This is a genomic window from Photobacterium sp. Ph5, assembly GCF_022129445.1.
Classification (GTDB): domain Bacteria; phylum Pseudomonadota; class Gammaproteobacteria; order Enterobacterales; family Vibrionaceae; genus Photobacterium.
Map to the genome: position 1 here is coordinate 1 of NZ_JADQAQ010000045.1, position 17682 is coordinate 17682.

Annotated in this window: 15 protein-coding genes; 7 read left to right on the forward strand and 8 right to left on the reverse strand. The window is 38.6% G+C overall.

Annotated features, from left to right (window positions below):
- Nucleotides 1-91: 91 nt before the first annotated feature.
- The 3 genes from I3259_RS15595 to I3259_RS15605 all read right to left on the reverse strand — a co-directional run bounded on the left by I3259_RS15595 (nucleotide 92) and on the right by I3259_RS15605 (nucleotide 3666).
- On the reverse strand, nucleotides 92-1381 hold the full coding sequence (locus I3259_RS15595) for an HAAAP family serine/threonine permease (protein WP_238030487.1): 1290 nt from the start codon (nucleotides 1379-1381) through the stop codon (nucleotides 92-94).
- 596 nt (nucleotides 1382-1977) lie between these two features.
- Complete coding sequence (locus tag I3259_RS15600) at nucleotides 1978-2460, reverse strand: YajQ family cyclic di-GMP-binding protein (RefSeq protein ID WP_238030489.1); 483 nt, start codon at nucleotides 2458-2460, stop codon at nucleotides 1978-1980.
- Nucleotides 2461-2607: 147 nt separating this feature from the next.
- On the reverse strand, nucleotides 2608-3666 hold the full coding sequence (locus I3259_RS15605) for a 3-deoxy-7-phosphoheptulonate synthase (RefSeq protein ID WP_255721340.1): 1059 nt from the start codon (nucleotides 3664-3666) through the stop codon (nucleotides 2608-2610).
- Nucleotides 3667-4004: 338 nt separating this feature from the next.
- Between I3259_RS15605 and I3259_RS15610 the strand changes: the two genes are divergently transcribed.
- Nucleotides 4005-4892 carry a putative PEP-binding protein gene (locus tag I3259_RS15610; protein WP_238030491.1) on the forward strand — a complete coding sequence of 296 codons (888 nt, stop codon included), beginning with the start codon at nucleotides 4005-4007 and terminating at the stop codon, nucleotides 4890-4892.
- A 96-nt stretch (nucleotides 4893-4988) separates the two neighbouring features.
- Here I3259_RS15610 and I3259_RS15615 read toward each other — a convergent pair whose 3' ends face one another.
- The 3 genes from I3259_RS15615 to cra all read right to left on the reverse strand — a co-directional run bounded on the left by I3259_RS15615 (nucleotide 4989) and on the right by cra (nucleotide 7678).
- Nucleotides 4989-5363 (reverse strand): hypothetical protein, encoded by a 375-nt coding sequence (locus tag I3259_RS15615; protein ID WP_238030492.1) that lies wholly within the window; start codon nucleotides 5361-5363, stop codon nucleotides 4989-4991.
- A gap of 137 nt (nucleotides 5364-5500) precedes the next feature.
- The gene (locus tag I3259_RS15620; RefSeq protein ID WP_238030494.1) at nucleotides 5501-6553 is read right to left on the reverse strand and encodes an FUSC family protein; all 1053 of its coding nucleotides are present in this window, start codon (nucleotides 6551-6553) and stop codon (nucleotides 5501-5503) included.
- Nucleotides 6554-6694: 141 nt separating this feature from the next.
- On the reverse strand, nucleotides 6695-7678 hold the full coding sequence (gene cra / locus I3259_RS15625; RefSeq protein WP_238030496.1) for a catabolite repressor/activator: 984 nt from the start codon (nucleotides 7676-7678) through the stop codon (nucleotides 6695-6697).
- A 305-nt stretch (nucleotides 7679-7983) separates the two neighbouring features.
- Between cra and fruB the strand changes: the two genes are divergently transcribed.
- From fruB to fruA, 3 genes are read left to right on the forward strand one after another with little or no spacing between them, the layout of a single operon-like run.
- Complete coding sequence (fruB, locus tag I3259_RS15630) at nucleotides 7984-9102, forward strand: fused PTS fructose transporter subunit IIA/HPr protein (RefSeq protein ID WP_238030499.1); 1119 nt, start codon at nucleotides 7984-7986, stop codon at nucleotides 9100-9102.
- Between the two features lie 11 nt (nucleotides 9103-9113).
- Nucleotides 9114-10064, forward strand: coding sequence for a 1-phosphofructokinase (gene pfkB, locus I3259_RS15635; RefSeq protein WP_238030501.1), 951 nt, complete (start codon nucleotides 9114-9116; stop codon nucleotides 10062-10064).
- Between the two features lie 39 nt (nucleotides 10065-10103).
- A complete protein-coding gene (gene fruA, locus I3259_RS15640; protein WP_238030502.1) occupies nucleotides 10104-11843 on the forward strand; it encodes a PTS fructose transporter subunit IIBC in 1740 nt (579 codons plus the stop codon).
- Nucleotides 11844-11946: 103 nt separating this feature from the next.
- On the opposite strand, the gene I3259_RS15645 is transcribed toward fruA, so the two are convergent.
- Both I3259_RS15645 and I3259_RS15650 read right to left on the reverse strand, forming a co-directional pair.
- Nucleotides 11947-13314, reverse strand: coding sequence for a DEAD/DEAH box helicase (locus I3259_RS15645; RefSeq protein WP_238030503.1), 1368 nt, complete (start codon nucleotides 13312-13314; stop codon nucleotides 11947-11949).
- A gap of 122 nt (nucleotides 13315-13436) precedes the next feature.
- Complete coding sequence (locus I3259_RS15650) at nucleotides 13437-13718, reverse strand: hypothetical protein (RefSeq protein ID WP_238030542.1); 282 nt, start codon at nucleotides 13716-13718, stop codon at nucleotides 13437-13439.
- A gap of 342 nt (nucleotides 13719-14060) precedes the next feature.
- On the opposite strand from I3259_RS15650, the gene I3259_RS15655 reads away from it, so the two are divergent.
- From I3259_RS15655 to def, 3 genes are all read left to right on the forward strand, one after another.
- Nucleotides 14061-14951: a rhodanese-like domain-containing protein gene (locus I3259_RS15655; protein ID WP_238030504.1), complete on the forward strand. Its 891-nt coding sequence runs from the start codon at nucleotides 14061-14063 to the stop codon at nucleotides 14949-14951.
- Nucleotides 14952-14971: 20 nt separating this feature from the next.
- Nucleotides 14972-16981: an ATP-binding protein gene (locus I3259_RS15660; protein WP_238030506.1), complete on the forward strand. Its 2010-nt coding sequence runs from the start codon at nucleotides 14972-14974 to the stop codon at nucleotides 16979-16981.
- A gap of 188 nt (nucleotides 16982-17169) precedes the next feature.
- Entirely contained in the window at nucleotides 17170-17682 is a 513-nt protein-coding gene (gene def / locus I3259_RS15665) for a peptide deformylase (protein ID WP_238030508.1), read from the forward strand.

Sequence of the window (17682 nt, forward strand, 5' to 3'; positions counted from 1 at the left end):
AAGGATATGAGCTAGCTAAGTCTCTTGAACACAATGACTTGTGATCAAGAGACAGAGCAATAAGCTAGCCTTTTAACTCATTGTTTATACATTACATAAATAATGAGTAGAAGATTGCAGAGATAGAAACAAGACCAATAACCGTCACAAAGACATTGCTGATTGCACCTGAGTATTTCTTCATTGATGGTACTTTTTTGATTGCATACATTGGCATAATAAAGAGCAACATTGCAATGATAGGACCACCTAAGCTTTCAATCATACCTAGAATACTTGGGTTTAGTGTCGCTACAGCCCATGTTGTTACTAGCATAAAGATTGCGGTAAAACGGTTAAGTGCTTTACTGGAGATCTCTTTATTCTTATCACGAGCTAATTTGGTTACTAAGCCATTAAGACCTTCACTTGCACCTAAGTAGTGACCCAGGAAAGACTTGGTAATTGCAATAATTGCGACAATAGGCGCAACGTAAGCAATAATAGGTGTATCAAAGTGGTTCGCTAAGTAAGTCAGAATCGATACGTTATTTGCTTTAGCTTCTGCTAGGTTTTCTGGCGATAAGCTAAATACACAACTAAATACGAAGAACATTACGGTTAATACCATCATAATGTGTGCACGCGCTAGAATACGTGAACTCTGGCGCTCTGCGTTTTCGCCATATTCTTTTTGCTTAGCAACAGCAAATGATGAAATGACAGGTGAGTGGTTAAATGAGAAAACCATTACCGGTAAAATTAACCATACAGCAAGCATTACTGAGTTTAGGCCGCCGTCTGCTGGGATAACGTTATGGAAAATAGAGTCATTCCAGTACGGTACAAGAAACAATGCTAGCATTAATAAAACAGCTACGAATGGGAATACTAAGATACTCATTGCCTTAACGATTAATTGCTCACCTAAACGAACAATTGCCATTAAGCCAAGGATCAATACTAACGCCAAAATCGCGCGTGCTGGCGGCTCGATACCCAGTTGGTATTCCATAAAGTTTTCAACAGTATTGGTTAAAGCCACACTGTAAACTAATAGAATAGGGTAGATAGCAAAGAAATAAAGTAAGGTAATTACTTTACCCATACCCTTACCAAAATGCTCTTCTACTACTTCAGTAATATCCGCGCCAGGGTTCGAGCTTGATAATACAAAACGTGTCATTGCACGGTGAGCAAAGAACGTCATTGGGAATGCGAGTACAGCCATTACAAGTAATGGAATTAAACCGCCAACACCCGCATTAATAGGTAAAAATAGAGTACCTGCGCCTACAGCTGTACCGTATAAGCCAAGCATCCATAATGTATCGCTTTTGCTCCACCCTAATTTTTTGTTTTGTGCAGAAGTCGTCGCCGTTGAATTTTGTGCGGTGCCCATAATGGACATCTCCTTTATAAGTATAATGTTTAACTTTCAAAGGGCTGAGTTATTCTTATCTTCCTTGTTCGCAATCGCGAAGAGCAACAGATAAAGCTTCAATAAATAAGAAGTAGTGAACGTGCGATTTGATGGCGAAATATAGGATATATACATTCTATATTCAGTGACGGGTCCGTTGTCGATATTGTGTTTCCATACTTACATCAAGCAAGTTATAAACAATGTCTGCTGTAATTCTCTCTGTTCAATAACCTTATACATAGTGCCCTTATCGAAGAGCGCGCATTATAGGGGATAAATCCATGGTTCAACAAATTTTGCAGAGAAAAAAAATGCGTTTGCCTATAAAGCATACAGAGGTGTTAATGGCGATAAAATTATATTATCAGGAGGTAAGAATGCTAGAGTAAATATGTAAGTAAAGTGTTTATTTTGGTCGAAATATGCAATTTGTATGACTAAAATGATATTTAAATTATATTTTTAATAATACACATAGAGTATATTTTTTACAATAAAATTTTAAAGCGTGCAAAAAAAGTTTAAAAAAAAGGAAGGCAAAATACCTTCCTTTTTTAACGATTTGGATAAAATCAATCGCGGAAATTATCAAACTGGAATGGTTGACCTAAATCTTGTTCACGTACAAGTGACATGGTTGCTTGTAGATCATCACGCTTCTTACCGGTAACGCGCAGTTTCTCACCTTGGATAGAAACTTGAACTTTCAGTTTAGCGTCTTTAATCGCTTTCACTAATTTTTTCGCGTTTGTGGTTTCTACGCCTTGCTTAAATTCAATATTTTGTGATGCCGTTTTACCTGAGAAGGTTACAGCCTTACGCTCAAGCGCATTAGCATCTACGCCACGTTTAGCAAGGTTATTACGTAAAATAGCAACAATTTGGTCGACTTGGAATTCAGACTCTGATGTGATTTTTACGATTTCTTTATTTAACTCAATGTCTGCTTCAACATTACGAAAGTCGAAACGCGTGTCTAATTCACGCTTTGAATTATCTACCGCATTTTTGATTTCTACGGAATCTACTTCTGAAACAATATCAAAAGATGGCATGTGTATGGCCTCTTATCATAAGTCTAAGGGAATATTTCCCATCTACATTAGCACATATAGTATACCGTTTATTTAATGAAGGAGAAGCAATCTATGCCTCTCTTTTATCTCGGTATTATATATTATCGAATTGTTTTTATTAATATTTTAGCTTTGTGCTGTTTTAACAGCATCGGCTAACATATCGAGCATCTTAATCGTGTCGTTCCAGTGAATACAAGGGTCGGTAATAGATTTACCATAAACAAGCTCATCAAGTTTGTTTTCAATAACGGCTTGATTACCTTCTTCAATGAAGCTTTCTGCCATGATACCCGCAATTGAATGGCTACCATTTTTCAATTGATCACAAATTTCAGCTGCAACATCTAGTTGACGTTTATGCTGTTTTTGGCAATTGCCATGACTAAAATCGACAATTAAGCGTTGTGGTAATTCAAACTCAGCTAATGCTTCACATGCTGTTGTAATGTCTTCGGCGTGGTAGTTTGGCATTTTACCGCCCCGTAAAATGATATGACCGTAAGGATTACCAGAGGTACGGTAAATCGTCATTTGTCCATTTTTAGCCGGTGAACAGAAAAGGTGAGAGGCACGAGTCGCGCGAATTGCATCTATCGCAATTTTAGTATTACCGTCAGTGCCGTTTTTAAACCCAACAGGGCAAGACAGGGCTGATGCCATTTCTCGGTGGATCTGAGATTCTGTCGTACGTGCACCAATCGCTCCCCAACTAATAAGATCAGCAAGGTATTGACCTGTGATCATATCAAGGAACTCTGTTGCAGTAGGTAAGCCAAGCGCATTAATATCAATTAATAGTTTGCGTGCTTTTTTTAAACCAGTTGCTAAGTCTAAACTACCATCTAAATGAGGATCAGTGACTAAACCCTTCCAGCCAACCACAGTGCGTGGTTTTTCGAAATAGGTACGCATCACAATAAGCAATTGGTCTTTATATGTTTCTTGTACAGCAACAAGGCGTTTCGCATAATCAACCGCTGCATTGGTATCATGTATAGAACATGGTCCAACAATCACCAGCAAACGGGAATCTTGACCCGTTAAAATTGCTTCAATCTGTTTGCGGGAATGCTCTACATGCGCCGCAATTTCATCAGTCATCGGTGATGTTGCTTCAATTTCAGCAGGAGTGGGCATCAAGCCTAAACTCACGGTGCGAAGTTCATCTGTTTTCATTGGCATAATAAGTTTGCCTACCTTGGGGATCTCTGTAATAACACCGCTAAGATAGCCCAAAAATAGACTTTAATAAACCAAACTTGTGGTATCACTTAGGTTTTTAGCTCTCTCATTATTACGATTGAAGGCTAATGATGATTTTATAATCAAGAAATGATTAAGCTTTAAAGTTTGATTGATATGAATAAGTTATCACTAATTAGCTTTAGTTCTTGCCTCATAATTCAACACAAAGTAAGGTCGATATACAGTAATGATGTTCAGTGTATTTTGAATACACAGGGTTTAGATGACGATTTATTTAAATACTCGTCTTATTAACAAGGAAGTATTGGTGCTTTATGACAACTGAAAATGAATTAACGTTAACTGCAATGTTGACGTCATCAGTGCAGTTAACTGGGCTTGAAAAAGGTGAGGTGGGTATCATCTCACTCGATGATCTTATTGCTCATGATATTGGTATTCATCCTTGTGCTGTTACAAAGCCAGAATTGCTATTAGCAGAAACAAAAGCTGCTATTTTAGATGTGTTTAAAGAATCCGATAATCAAACGCCTTTTGCTGAGTTATTTGTAACCAAACTTAGCGAATTATTGATTAAAGCGGCGGCCACACAAGGCAATGCACCATTAAAAGTATGTTTAACCAGTGATGATTCATACTCTCGTAGCCATTTATTAGGTGCAGAAGTAGAGCAAGAAGAAATTAACCCAGCAATGGGTTTACGTGGTGCATCTCGATTAGGTCATGCAGATTATCGAAAAGCGTTTGAGCTAGAATGTGAAGCGATTAAACGCGCACGTCTTGATGCAAAAAATATCGAGCTTGTTATACCGTTTGTTCGTACGTTCAGTGAAGCGGCAACAGTGATAGATCTATTGGCTGAGCAAGGTTTATGTCGTGGTGCTGATGATTTAAAAGTCTTTATGATGTGTAGCGTACCTTCCAATGCATTATTAGCAGAAACATTCTTGCAGTATTTTGATGGTTTTATTGTTGATGTTGAGCAATTAGCACAATTTACACTTGGTCAAGATATTGAGAATACATCGCTAAACTACATGTCGGATGCACAAAACGACGCGCTACTTTTGTTAGTGAAAATGTTATTGAAGTCGGTAGAAAGCTCAAATAAACCATGTTTGGTATATAGTCGTTTTATTGAAGACTCACCACGTTTTAGCTCATGGTTACAAGAGCAAGGTGTAACACACGTTATAAGTTAAGGTACTGACAATAGTTAGTGCTATAGAATTAAAAACGGCATGGTTAATTTTAACCATGCCGTTTTATTTTGTCTTTTATATAACGAGTGCTCTGAATTAATCCATTTCTTTCATTGCAGAAACAACAGAAGGATCGTTAATTAGGTTAAATAATAAGCTTTTTGCAGATGCTCGTTGAGCGTCAGATAAAACTTTTTTCGGATTTTCTCGAGTTAACGTCAAAATACTGGTAACAAATTTACTGTTTGTACCTGATAATTCATAAGCAAAGCGTAGTGTATCCATTAATTCCGCTTGAGGCAGACTATAAACGGCCATTTCACAACTTAAGCCATCCATAGCAAGGAAATTATTCACTTTTACTTTCTGTTCGGCATTAAATTTTTGTTTTGCTTCAAAAGCATCAATTAAAGCCTGTACTCGATCGGCGATGGCTACAGGTACTTCCATTGTTTTCGTTTTATGAGTCATTGCTGATTCTCCCGACATAGCTGTAATTTTATTATTGAGTAAGTTTACGTTGTTGTTTACCGTTTGGCATTTCTTTCTTTATCTATCTAATAAATATTTATACATAATACAATTATCAAAATTGTTATCAGTACCGATTATTTACGATTAATATCGCGATGGTGATAGCGTTTTGTATTCTGAATTAACTTCAATTGAACAATTAACTCATCTAAACGGCAAACCAACTGACGCGTTAACCATAGATAACCATAAGGGCCCAATAAAATCGAGTCTTTTGGCTGTGATATTTGTAATGCCATCTGTTTTAGTTGCTGAATGTCCGGCAGTTCAATATTAAGATCTTTATCATCGGCTAATTGATTTAAAATTAACACTATTTGCTGCTGATAGTTTTTCAACCCTGTTTGCTCTAATAACTTACGGCGACCAATATCGGAGCTCCAATGGGTTTCGATAAGCTGTTCAATAAGACTTATCATCGAACTTTGAATAGTCACAATCGCTTTATAATGCCCTGCTAATTTTTTGTGTTCTTTTTGAACATTCGCCAACAAGCTTATCATTTTTATTTGGCGCTCATTAACTTGGTTCTTGATCCGAGCAAGGGTCTTAATGCTCGGTATATGCGCTGAAGTATGCGCTTGATAAAGTTGACGTAAATCATGCATGTTTTGATTAAACAGCTTATCCCATGAATATTTGGCGCGAATAGGAAAGAGCATTGAAAAAGACATCGCAATCAAACTACCAATAATAATATTGGTGACACGCCATAGTGCGACAGAGACTTCTTGTTCACTGTTACCTTGATAAGCCACGATGATCAGTGTCATTACTGCTAAGAAAAAGATATACGTATTCTTACCATGTGATTTTAGCGACAGTAAAAAACACCACGTTAGCATCCAGATAGGAACAAAGTCAGCTATATTTTGTGGAAAAAATACAGTAACTAAACCTAAAATGGCACCGAGTAATGTCCCACCTACACGTTGGAAGCCTTTTTGTTTAATCACGCCTGCATAAGGCTGCATTAACACAACGGTCACTGTGACCGGCCCCCACATTGAATGAGGGACGGGAATAAAGTGATAAAAGACCAAGCTAAATGCGATAGCCAGAGTGACACGAAGGGCATGAGCAAATTGTGCATGTGTTAGCAGCAAATTTTTAAAACGAAGATACATAACGTGCCATAGCGGGTAGATAATTACTTGTTGTGATTATGCGATTAAAATCACAGTCTATCCACCTATTTATATGCTGTAGGTATCGAATATCTAACGAGTTACGAAAGATTATGCTGCTATTTTATAATCTATGTTTATTTATCGACGGATCACTTTCCGTGGTACGACTTCAACCCCTTGCTGATAATGACCTTTGATCGCAGAGAGAGCAAGTTGCAGCGCATGATCGGCAATCAAATCGAATTGCTGTGGGAGTGATTGAATTTTATTTGGTAAAAAATCAAGTAAGCGATTATCACCAAAGGTTGCCAAGTATGTGTTTGCCATCACATCAGGATGCTTTAACAAACAATCTAGAATACCTTCAAACAAGGTATAAGAAGTGGCAAGGATCGCTTCAGGAAAGCAGTTAGCATCAATCCATTGTTGAGCAATCAATGCGCCATGGTGTTGGCTAAATTGCTCACCATAGGCAAGGCTAACATTCACTGTTTTTAGGTGATTATTGATCGCTGCTTGAAAACCTTGCTCTCGCTCAATAGAAACACCAAGTTCCGCAACGGCACCAATTAAGCCTATTGATGAAATAGGTTGATCTAACAATGCGTTAGTTAATGCATAGGCACCATCAAGATCTTCACTGATAACGGATGCAAAATATTCATCATCTAACGCGCGGTCAATGGCGATAACTGGTGTACCTTTAGCCTGTACATTTTTGTAAAACTCATTATCAGCAGGAAGGGCGCTAGCGACAATAAGTGCGTCTAATTTACGGCTTAATAATAGATTCGCTACATTTATTTCAGTGTCAGGATCATCATCACTACAAGAGATAATAACCTGATAACCAGCGGTTCTAGCATTCAATTCTAATAATTTAGCAATTTTTGCATAGCTCGTATTTTCGAGATCGGGGATGATCAAACCTAGCGATTGACTACTTCCTGCACGAAGGGAAGAAGCCGCATGATTTGGGCGATAATTGTGCGCATTAACCACAGCGAGGACCTTTTGTTGTGTCTTCTCACTGATTCTATATTGCTCAGCTTTATCGTTAATAATATAGCTAGCCGTGGTTCTTGATACACCAGCAAGCTTGGCAATTTCATTTAATGTCATCAGTTGATACTTCTCTTTAAAGCTATTTGTGCAGCACCTTTTGCTATAAATAGCAATTCCTATCCTTGTTTCATAATGCTAGGTATAGATTTAAGGCCAATTTGTGCGTTTCATCATAGATCTGATAATCGCTATGCGTTGATCAATTGTAATTTATGCTGAAACGATTCAGTATTCAAGCTGAAAGGTTTCAGCAGAATCTATAGGTATAAAATAATCCCATAATTCGACTGAAACTTTTAATTTGACTACTTGCTGAAACGATTCAGCAATATGGATAAGATTCGATACTATCGGAGTTAGAGATGTTGTCATTATCAAAACACGATATTGCTTTGCGTAAATCAGCAAACAATAAACAAGATGCAATTAAAGTACTGGCATCAGAGTTAGAGTCAGAAGGCTTAGTTAAAACGGGTTACGTCAATGGCATGTTGGCGCGTGAAGCCCAAAACTCAACCTATCTTGGTAATGGTATAGCGATCCCACACGGTACAACAGAGACGCGAAATCTTGTAAATAAAACAGGCGTAAAAGTTTATCATTTTCCTCAAGGCGTAGATTGGGGCGAGGGGCAAACTGTTTATTTAGCCATTGGGATCGCAGCTAAATCCGATGAGCACCTTGAGATTTTAAAGCAATTAACCAAAGTGCTTTCAGCAGATGGTATCGAAGAGAAATTAAAGCGTTGTGATTCAGCAGATGAAGTTATTACGATTTTAATGGGCTCAGAGCAGTCGGAAGCAGAATGCAATGCTCAACTTGTTTTAAAAGATTTTCCAGCAACCGATTTATTGCAGTTAAGTGCGGTTGCTGCAGGCTTAATAAAGCATCAAGGCTTTGCTAACAAGCAAATGGTGGCGGATATTGTCGCAAAAGAGCCGAGTTACTTAGGTCAAGGATTGTGGCTAATAAGTAGCAATCAAGAGATTGAGCGAACAGCGATTGCTGTTGTGACACCGTCAGCAATCTTTGAAGAGCAGAGTCATCCAGTGAAAGGGTTACTCGTTATTGCGGCGAATAACAGTAGCTATGTTGCCAATATTGAACGACTTACTCAGATGATTTATAGCCAAACGGTTGATGCGTTTTTGTCATCTAGCCCAGAGCAAATGTGCTCAGTGCTTTCTCAAACTCAATTAGAGGGCAATAGCGCAATATTTACGATTAAAAACCCACATGGCTTACATGCTCGTCCGGGGGCAATGTTAGTTAATACCACCAAGAAGTTTGATGCAGATATACAAGTTGTTAATGTTTCAAGCGCTAGCAAAGCGGTTAATGCAAAGAGCTTAATGAAAGTTATTGGGCTTGGTGTGAAATGTGGTAACGAATTGAAATTTACAGCCAGTGGTAGTGATGCTGAACAAGCACTAACGGCGATTGGTCAAGCCATTGCCGATGGTTTGGGCGAGAAACTTTAAGGGTAAAAATAATGAGCGAAACAGTAATTAAACAGTCACTTAAAGTTGTCGCCGTGACGTTAAATCCAGCGTTGGATCTAACTGGGCACTTATCATCTCTTACTGCCGGTACGGTGAATGTGGTGGATTCAGGTTCACTTCATCCAGCAGGCAAAGGCGTTAATGTTGCAAAAGTCCTCGCGGAATTAGGTGCAGAAGTAACGGTAACGGGATTGTTAGGGTGTGAAAACCAAGATGGTTTTTGCCAGTTATTTGAACAAATTGGTGTCACTGATAAATTTGTCAGGGTCGCAGGCGCAACACGTATCAACGTTAAATTGGTTGAGCAAGATGGGCGAGTAAGCGACATAAACTTCCCGGGTGTAGAAGTAAATGCTACTGACATTGCGAAATTTGAAGCGACATTATTTGAACTGGCGAATAGCCATGACGTTTTTGTTATCGCAGGTAGTTTGCCCCGTGGAATTTCAACCCAGCAATGCGCGAAATGGATTGAGCAACTTCAACAGCAAGGTAAGCAAGTGTTGTTTGATAGCAGTAAAGCGGCTTTTGCTGAAGGGTTAGACGCAAAACCATGGCTGGTTAAACCAAATGATGAAGAATTAGCTGACTGGGCAAAATGCGAATTACACAACGATGACGAAATCATAGAAGTGGCAGAGCAGCTTGCTACTAAAGGCATTGAAAATGTGGTGGTGTCACTGGGTGCGAAAGGAGTGATGTGGCGTAATCATGAAGGCTGGTTACGTGCCGAGCCACCTAAAATGACGGTAGTTAGTACTGTTGGTGCAGGTGATACCTTAGTTGCTGGTATGTGTTGGGGACATCTACAGCATTGGACAAAATCAGAGACATTACGTTTTGCAACGGCGCTATCAGCGTATGCAGTAACACAAGTGGGTGTTGGCGTTGATGATATAAGCGCAGTAAAAGCAATCGAAGATAACGTTCAACTTTCATAACTCATAAAAATATAACGTGAAAAGTGTAGGGGTCGAATAATGAATATTAGTATTGTTACCGCATGTCCAAGCGGTATCGCAACAACTTTAATTGCTGCAGGTTTACTTGAAAAAGCTGCCGCCGAATTAAAATGGCAAGCCAATATTGAGCGCCATACATCGTTAAAAGCAACCAATATGCTGACACAACTACAGATCGAACAAGCTGACTGTATTGTGATTGCAGCTAATGAAAATCTCGCTATTGATGAGCAACGTTTTGTTGGTAAGCGAGTCTTTCGTGCTGATGTTACTGCTTGTATGGAAAACCCAACTGCGTGGTTACAAAAAGCGGTTGAACAGGCATCAGAACTGACTGTTGAAAGTGTGGCAACTCACGCTATATCGACCAAGAAAAAGATTGTAGCAATCACCGCGTGCCCAACAGGTGTTGCGCATACGTTTATGGCTGCAGAAGCGCTAGAGACGGAAGCCAAACGTCAAGGTTATGAGATTAAAGTTGAAACACGTGGTTCAGTAGGCGCTAAAAACCAGTTAACAGCCGAGGAAGTTGAAGCTGCTGATTTAGTGATTATTGCCGCTGACATTGATGTCGACTTATCTCGTTTTAATGGCAAAGCACTGTATAAAACCAGTACTGGATTAGCACTAAAGAAAACCGCCCAAGAAATAGAGAAGGCGTTTGAACAAGCAACGCCTTATACACATACCGTTAAAGAAAATAGTGAGAAGAAAGAAGAAAAAGCGGGTGTTTATAAACACTTAATGACAGGTGTATCTTACATGTTGCCATTAGTTGTTGCGGGTGGTTTGTCTATTGCACTGTCGTTTGTTTTTGGTATCGAGGCATTTAAAGAGCAGGGCACATTAGCGGCGGCCTTAATGAAAATTGGTGGAGAATCTGCCTTTGCATTGATGGTTCCTGTACTGGCTGGCTTTATCGCGTTCTCTATTGCAGATCGCCCGGGTCTAGCACCTGGCTTAATTGGCGGTATGTTAGCAAGTGCCACAGGTGCGGGGTTCTTAGGCGGTATTGTTGCAGGTTTCCTTGCAGGTTACAGCGCAAAATTCTTAGCCGAAAAAGTGAAATTGCCACAATCAATGGATGCATTAAAACCTATTTTAATCATTCCGCTGGTGGCGAGTTTAATTACTGGTCTTGTAATGATCTACATTGTTGGTGGTCCAGTATCGGCAGCAATGGAAGGATTAACTCACTTCCTAAATACAATGGGCTCTGCAAATGCTGTGCTTTTAGGTGTGATTTTAGGCTGCATGATGTGCTTTGACCTTGGTGGGCCAGTGAATAAAGCGGCTTACACCTTTGGTGTGGGTTTATTAGCGTCACATACTTATGCGCCAATGGCTGCAGTAATGGCTGCAGGTATGGTGCCAGCAATGGGTATGGGCTTAGCAACGTTCCTTGCAAAACGTAAATTTGCGGCAAGTGAAAATGAAGCAGGTAAAGCCTCTTTCGTATTAGGTTTATGCTTTATCTCTGAAGGTGCGATCCCATTTGCAGCACGCGATCCAATGCGTGTAATTCCATGCTGTATGCTAGGTGGCGCATTAACAGGTGCATTGTCGATGTTATTTGGTGCAAAACTAATGGCTCCACATGGCGGTTTGTTTGTACTGTTGATCCCTAACGCCATTACACCGCCACTACTTTACCTAGTTGCAATTATTGCAGGTACATTAGTAACGGGTATTTCTTACGCGATATTAAAGCGTCCAGAGCAAAATTCTGCAACAGAGTTAGAGACAGTAAAAGCGTAGTATAACGACAGATATAAAAATGGCGGGATGTATTGAATACACTTTATTAGAAAGTATATTCAGTCCATCTCGCCATTTTTTGTTTAAAATTTAACGGCAGTGTTTACTGCGCAGGTTTCGCTTTATTTCGTGGGTTACGTGGAATGCCCGTATCACGATCAGTAATTGGTTTACGGCGTTTAGGCTTAGTTGATTTTGTGTTTTCACCACGTGGCGCATTGTTTTTCGTGCGTGTATCGCGACGAGGTTTACGCTCAGAGCTTTCGCTATCGCTGTCACGAGGTGTCATTGGTTTTTTAAACTTAGGTTTATAGTTTAAAACCGAAACGGGTACGTCTTTTTTCGGTACAAAACCTTCGACTTCTCTACGTGTGATCAAATGACCAAGTAGGCTTTCAATCATGCATAGATTTTTAAAGTTATCGCGTGAAACAAATGAAATCGCTTCCCCCGACGCTCCTGCACGACCTGTACGGCCAATACGGTGAACATATTCTTCTGGTGGGAACGGTAAATCGTAGTTAACAACACGAGTCAGTTGCTCAATGTCGATACCACGAGAAGCGACACCTGTGGCAATAAGGTATTGTAACTTACCGTTTTTGAAATCTTCCAGTAACTGAGAGCGTACTGCTTGGCTACGACCACTGTGGAAAGACTCAGCGGAAATGCCACGCTTTTCTAATTGGGTAACCAGTTTTGCTGCACCATGTTTAGTTTCGATAAAGATTAATGCTTGATCCCATTTTTGTTCTTGGATCAAATGGCTCAGCAAAGCCGATTTCATGTCTTTATCAACAGTAACAAGCCATTGATCGATTTTTGGATCAGCAGAAGCATCTTTTGCAACTGAGATTTCAATGGGATTACGTACCGCTGTTTTTGCAAGAAAGCGTACTTGATCAGAAAGCGTTGCAGAGAACAGCATGTTTTGACGATCAACAGGTAAACGCTCAACAATCTTATTAATGTCTTCAATAAAGCCCATATCTAACATACGGTCTGCTTCATCAAGTACAAGAATTTCAATGGCATCAAAGTGGATTGCACGTTTAGTGTACATATCTAATAGACGACCAGGAGTGGCGACAAGAATATCGACACCTTCAATTAAGCGACGTTTTTGTGGTTCGTAATCAACACCACCGTACATTGCCATTGATGTTAAATTTAAGTGCTTACTGTATTGCTTAATATTGTCTTCTACCTGAACGGCTAATTCACGTGTAGGTGCAAGAATGAGTGCACGTATACGTTTTGCGCGAACTTTGGTGCCATCATCTAGCATTTGTAGAATAGGCAGTACAAAACCGGCGGTTTTACCCGTACCTGTTTGTGCTGCTGCCATTAAGTTTTTACCGGTTAGTGCAACAGGAATGGCTTTTTCTTGAATAGGAGTAGGAGAGGTGTAACCCATTTCGGTTACGGCTTTAACGATAGAATCGTTTAATCCAAGCTTAGAGAATGGCATGTAGAATCTCAAAATAAATCATTAAATAGCTAATGCGGTGCACCAACTAACGCAAATACGTACGGGATTATATCACGCTTAACATTCGGCTGTATGTAGTCAGGCAGAGAATACAAAAACAACTAGGTAGTAATGATGTTGTTTCTTACTAATGCGCGGCGGACATTATTACAAAGTTTGCCAAATCGACGTATTTCGTCAAATTGCGGTGTTTCACCCCGTGAAATAGCTGATTCCCAGTAGGTTAAATCAGTATCAACAAGCTCTAACAGTTTTTTAGGGCAACCTACGCATTTGTTATCAGGGCCACAGACAAATGTACTTTCATCATAAAGAGGAAATTGTTCTTTTACTTGGCTGATTATACTCAACATCGCCGTTTTACGGTCGGGCTTCTTATTCATCATAAAGATTTTTGATAAAACGGCATTCTAAAACAGCATAAAACAAATATCTATTGGTAATCATCCTATACTAATGAAAGGTAATGATATGAAGATATGTATAAATATCATATTGATATAAAACATTATTTTTATGCAATGGCAATGTCTAAAAAAACAGTCACTAAGCGCTAATTTGCTTTGCAAAATGCACTTGGGGAATAACAGGTTTAATTAATAAAGCTTAACTGCCTGATAAATCAATAATTTATGTGTTTAATAAACTGGCTGGTTAATTGCTGTGTTTTTAGGTAAGTCACTTGATTGTGTTTTGATAAAATTCAGTATTGCAGGGTGATAAAGATGGGAAGAATGATTCAATGGCAAGATCTCTCAAAGTTCGTCGCATATTTTATGTTTATAACTTGGGCGTTATTGAGTAGTAATGCCTTTGCACAGCAAAATATGGTCGCAGAGCCTGATTGGTTAAAAGCGCAGATTGTAGATAAACAACCTGTTGTGATTTTCGATACCCGTTCAAAAGAAGATTATGATAAAGGCCATATACCTACCGCAATCAGTTTCCCTGTTGATGATACTTATGTGGTAAAAGACAACGTTTATTACGTTAAAAATAAGGTCAATATTGCGCCTCTTTTACGTGAGAAAGGGGTAACAAAAGACACTAAGATAGTTGTGTATGATCAAGGTGAGCTTATGCATGCGTCACGCTTATTTTGGGTATTAGAGTTATATGGCGTGAAAAATGTCGCGATACTTAATGGCGGATTGAATGCATGGCAACAACATAATACTTTGTCTCAAACAGTAAATACCTTACCTAAGTCTGATTTTGTTCCTGTTTTGAAATCTAATATTTATGCGAGCACGACAGTGGCAAAAGTCGCTGTTCATAACCCTAATTATGAGCTTTATGATAGTCGCACGTATGATGAATATTTAGGGAAAAAATCAATAACGGATAAATACGGTCGAATACCTAAAGCAAAATATATTAAGCTTAGTGAATTTTTTACGACTAATGCTGATGGTCAAAAAATCTTAAAGCCCAAAGCAGAGTTATCTGACATTTTAAGAAATTTAGATAAAGCTAAGAAAACCATTACATACTGTAATAAAGGTACCGCTTCAACATTATCTTATTTCTTATTAAAACAAGCTGGATTTAATGTCGCTCATTATGATGGTTCGTGGTTAGATTGGTCAGCAAAAGGACTACCCATAGAGAAGTAATATGATCTAGAGGGTTAATGATGAATAATAAATTGGACGATAATTCTCTTAAAAATGGAAAGCGTGAGCAATTAAATGCCAAGATTTCACATGATATTGATGTGCATCATTTGTACCATAAAACGAGTTTATTCAGCAAAATAGCGCTGGTAATGAGCAGTGTTCTACTGTGTGTTATGTTAACAGCGCTATATATTAGTTATTACAACAATACTCAGCGAGTAGTTAAAGACATCAAGGTAATGATGAATACCTTTTCACCATTAATCATTGATGCTGCTATTTATAAAAATACAGAAACGTCGATAGAATTAAATCGCTCACTGGAAACTCATAAAAAAATACTCTCATTATCACTGTATGACTTAGATGGAAATTTAATTCATTTTTATGAGAAGAATGATGGCAACAGTTACACACCGTTAGCACAAGCACCGGGTTTGTCTATTTATAAGGGGAACTACACGCTTACTTATCCGGTGTCTTTTAATGGCGATAATATTTTTAATTACGTTATATATTACAGTGCTGCTGAAATTATTCGGACGATATTAATACAGCTTTTTGTTTTTATTCTCCCATTCTTGTTTTTTATTATCTTCATTTTAGTTTACATGTACCGCAAAGTGACAAGACCACTAACGTTTTTGATTGGCCAACTTCCCAAAATTGGTTCAGGGGGGGTGAATATTACAGAAGTTGAAGATGCAGAAGGGGAAGTATCCTTATTAGCCAGCGAGCTAAAAAAAGCTGATGAGTGTATTTATAACACGGAAAGTAAGCTACAAGGCTTAAATAGGAAATTACGAGAGCAGGCCAACGATTTAAGCGAAGCGATAAAAATAAAAGCTGAATTTATGGCAAATATGAGCCATGAAATTAGAACCCCAATGAATGGGGTGCTTGGCTTTGTACAATGTTTAGAAGAGCGAAATTTAGATCAAGAATCACAACGCCAAATTGGTTATATCAAAGAGTCAGCTTATTCCTTGTTAGTTATTATCAATGAAATATTGGATTATTCTAAATTAGAGTCGGGTAATGTGGAATTACACATGACGCCATTTAATTTAAAGCCATTTGTGCATAGTTGTGCGACCCCATTTATCCATCAAGCGAAGATAAAAAAAATACAATTATCAACAGAAATAGGTGAGGGGCTGGCAGATAGCTATATCGCAGATGAAGGGCGGTTAAGACAAATTCTGATTAATCTGATTGGTAACGCGGTTAAATTTACCCATACAGGCTCTGTGAAATTAGTGGTTGAAAAGCGAGATTCGCCTGAGCAGCAGTGCGAAGAATTAAAAAAATATAACGATAAACATATTCAATGGCTGCGCTTTAAAGTGAAAGATACGGGTATTGGTATTGCTGAAGAAAAACTCGCGTTTATCTTTGATTCTTATACACAAGCTGATGGCTCTATTTCTCGCCAATTCGGTGGGACAGGGCTTGGTTTATCCATATCTAACAGTTTATGTCGATTAATGTCAGCAAAGCTACAGGTTGAAAGTACCATTGGTAATGGCACAGAGTTTTGGTTCGATATACCACTAAAACAATCTGATATTCAGAGAAAAGAAAATGGCGAAGATCATGCATTAATCACCAATCTTAGCATGTATGAAGATCGTAAGATTTTAGTTGTTGAAGACAGTATGGTTAATCAACAATTAATTAAGGCATTTTTAACCGCATTTGGTTTGAAAAACATCACCATTGTTAATGACGGGGTTCAAGCGGTTGAGTATATGATAGAAAATACCGCCGATGTGATATTAATGGATTGTCAAATGCCCAATATGGGTGGATTAGAGGCTACAGAATTAATTAGAAAAATGCCGTCAATGTCGCGACCAGTCATCATCGCTTTAACAGCAAATGTCATGGAGGAAGAGAAAAAACGTTGCTTGAGTGTCGGTATGGATGACTATGTTTCAAAACCGATTGAAAAAATCATGCTCTATAAAAGTTTACAACGTGCTTTTGATAATGAGAATGGCGAGTACTGGGCTGCAAACATTTAAAAACATTCACTTTCTATAAGTTCCTACCTATTGGTGTAATTGTAAAAAACGATTATTTTTCGCGCTTTATTTTCTGTAATCTATTGACCATAAAGCATCAAGGCTAATTATCACTTTGAGACTTAGCGGCTATCTGATAAGTTACGACCCTGCAAGGTATTCAACACCATCAAGTAAGTAGAGAGAAAATGGCAGTTTTAGAAATTTTAACCGAACCAAATCCAAAGCTACGCGTTCAAGCAGAAGACGTTGCAGACGTAAAAGCTGAGCACATTCAAACGCTGATTGATGACATGCTTCACACGATGTACGAAACGGGTAATGGTATTGGTTTAGCGGCACCTCAAGTTGGCCGTAAAGAATCTATCATTGTTATCGACTTATCTGAAGAGCGCAACGAGCCACAGGTATTCGTAAACCCTAAGATTGTTCGTGGCGAAAACCCTGTTGTTGGTCAAGAAGGTTGTTTATCTGTTCCTGATTATTACGCAGATGTAGAGCGTTTTGAAAAAATCGAATTAACAGCGCTTGATCGTGATGGTAATGATATTCACCTTGAGCGTGATGATTTCCTTGCTATCGCATTACAGCATGAAATTGATCACTTAAAAGGTATTCTATTCATTGATTATCTATCACCTCTTAAGCGCCAAATGGCAATGAAGAAAGTGAAGAAATTCTTGAAGACACAAGCGAAGTAA

Bases quoted from the DNA above. Each gene is read 5' to 3' on its own strand.
- I3259_RS15595 (WP_238030487.1), bottom strand. From the start codon at position 1,381: ATGGGCACCGCACAAAATTCAACGGCGACGACTTCTGCACAAAACAAA.
- I3259_RS15600 (WP_238030489.1), bottom strand. From the start codon at position 2,460: ATGCCATCTTTTGATATTGTTTCAGAAGTAGATTCCGTAGAAATCAAA.
- I3259_RS15605 (WP_255721340.1), bottom strand. From the start codon at position 3,666: ATGCCAATGAAAACAGATGAACTTCGCACCGTGAGTTTAGGCTTGATG.
- I3259_RS15610 (WP_238030491.1), top strand. From the start codon at position 4,005: ATGACAACTGAAAATGAATTAACGTTAACTGCAATGTTGACGTCATCA.
- I3259_RS15615 (WP_238030492.1), bottom strand. From the start codon at position 5,363: ATGACTCATAAAACGAAAACAATGGAAGTACCTGTAGCCATCGCCGAT.
- I3259_RS15620 (WP_238030494.1), bottom strand. From the start codon at position 6,553: ATGTATCTTCGTTTTAAAAATTTGCTGCTAACACATGCACAATTTGCT.
- cra (WP_238030496.1), bottom strand. From the start codon at position 7,678: ATGACATTAAATGAAATTGCCAAGCTTGCTGGTGTATCAAGAACCACG.
- fruB (WP_238030499.1), top strand. From the start codon at position 7,984: ATGTTGTCATTATCAAAACACGATATTGCTTTGCGTAAATCAGCAAAC.
- pfkB (WP_238030501.1), top strand. From the start codon at position 9,114: ATGAGCGAAACAGTAATTAAACAGTCACTTAAAGTTGTCGCCGTGACG.
- fruA (WP_238030502.1), top strand. From the start codon at position 10,104: ATGAATATTAGTATTGTTACCGCATGTCCAAGCGGTATCGCAACAACT.
- I3259_RS15645 (WP_238030503.1), bottom strand. From the start codon at position 13,314: ATGCCATTCTCTAAGCTTGGATTAAACGATTCTATCGTTAAAGCCGTA.
- I3259_RS15650 (WP_238030542.1), bottom strand. From the start codon at position 13,718: ATGAATAAGAAGCCCGACCGTAAAACGGCGATGTTGAGTATAATCAGC.
- I3259_RS15655 (WP_238030504.1), top strand. From the start codon at position 14,061: ATGGGAAGAATGATTCAATGGCAAGATCTCTCAAAGTTCGTCGCATAT.
- I3259_RS15660 (WP_238030506.1), top strand. From the start codon at position 14,972: ATGAATAATAAATTGGACGATAATTCTCTTAAAAATGGAAAGCGTGAG.
- def (WP_238030508.1), top strand. From the start codon at position 17,170: ATGGCAGTTTTAGAAATTTTAACCGAACCAAATCCAAAGCTACGCGTT.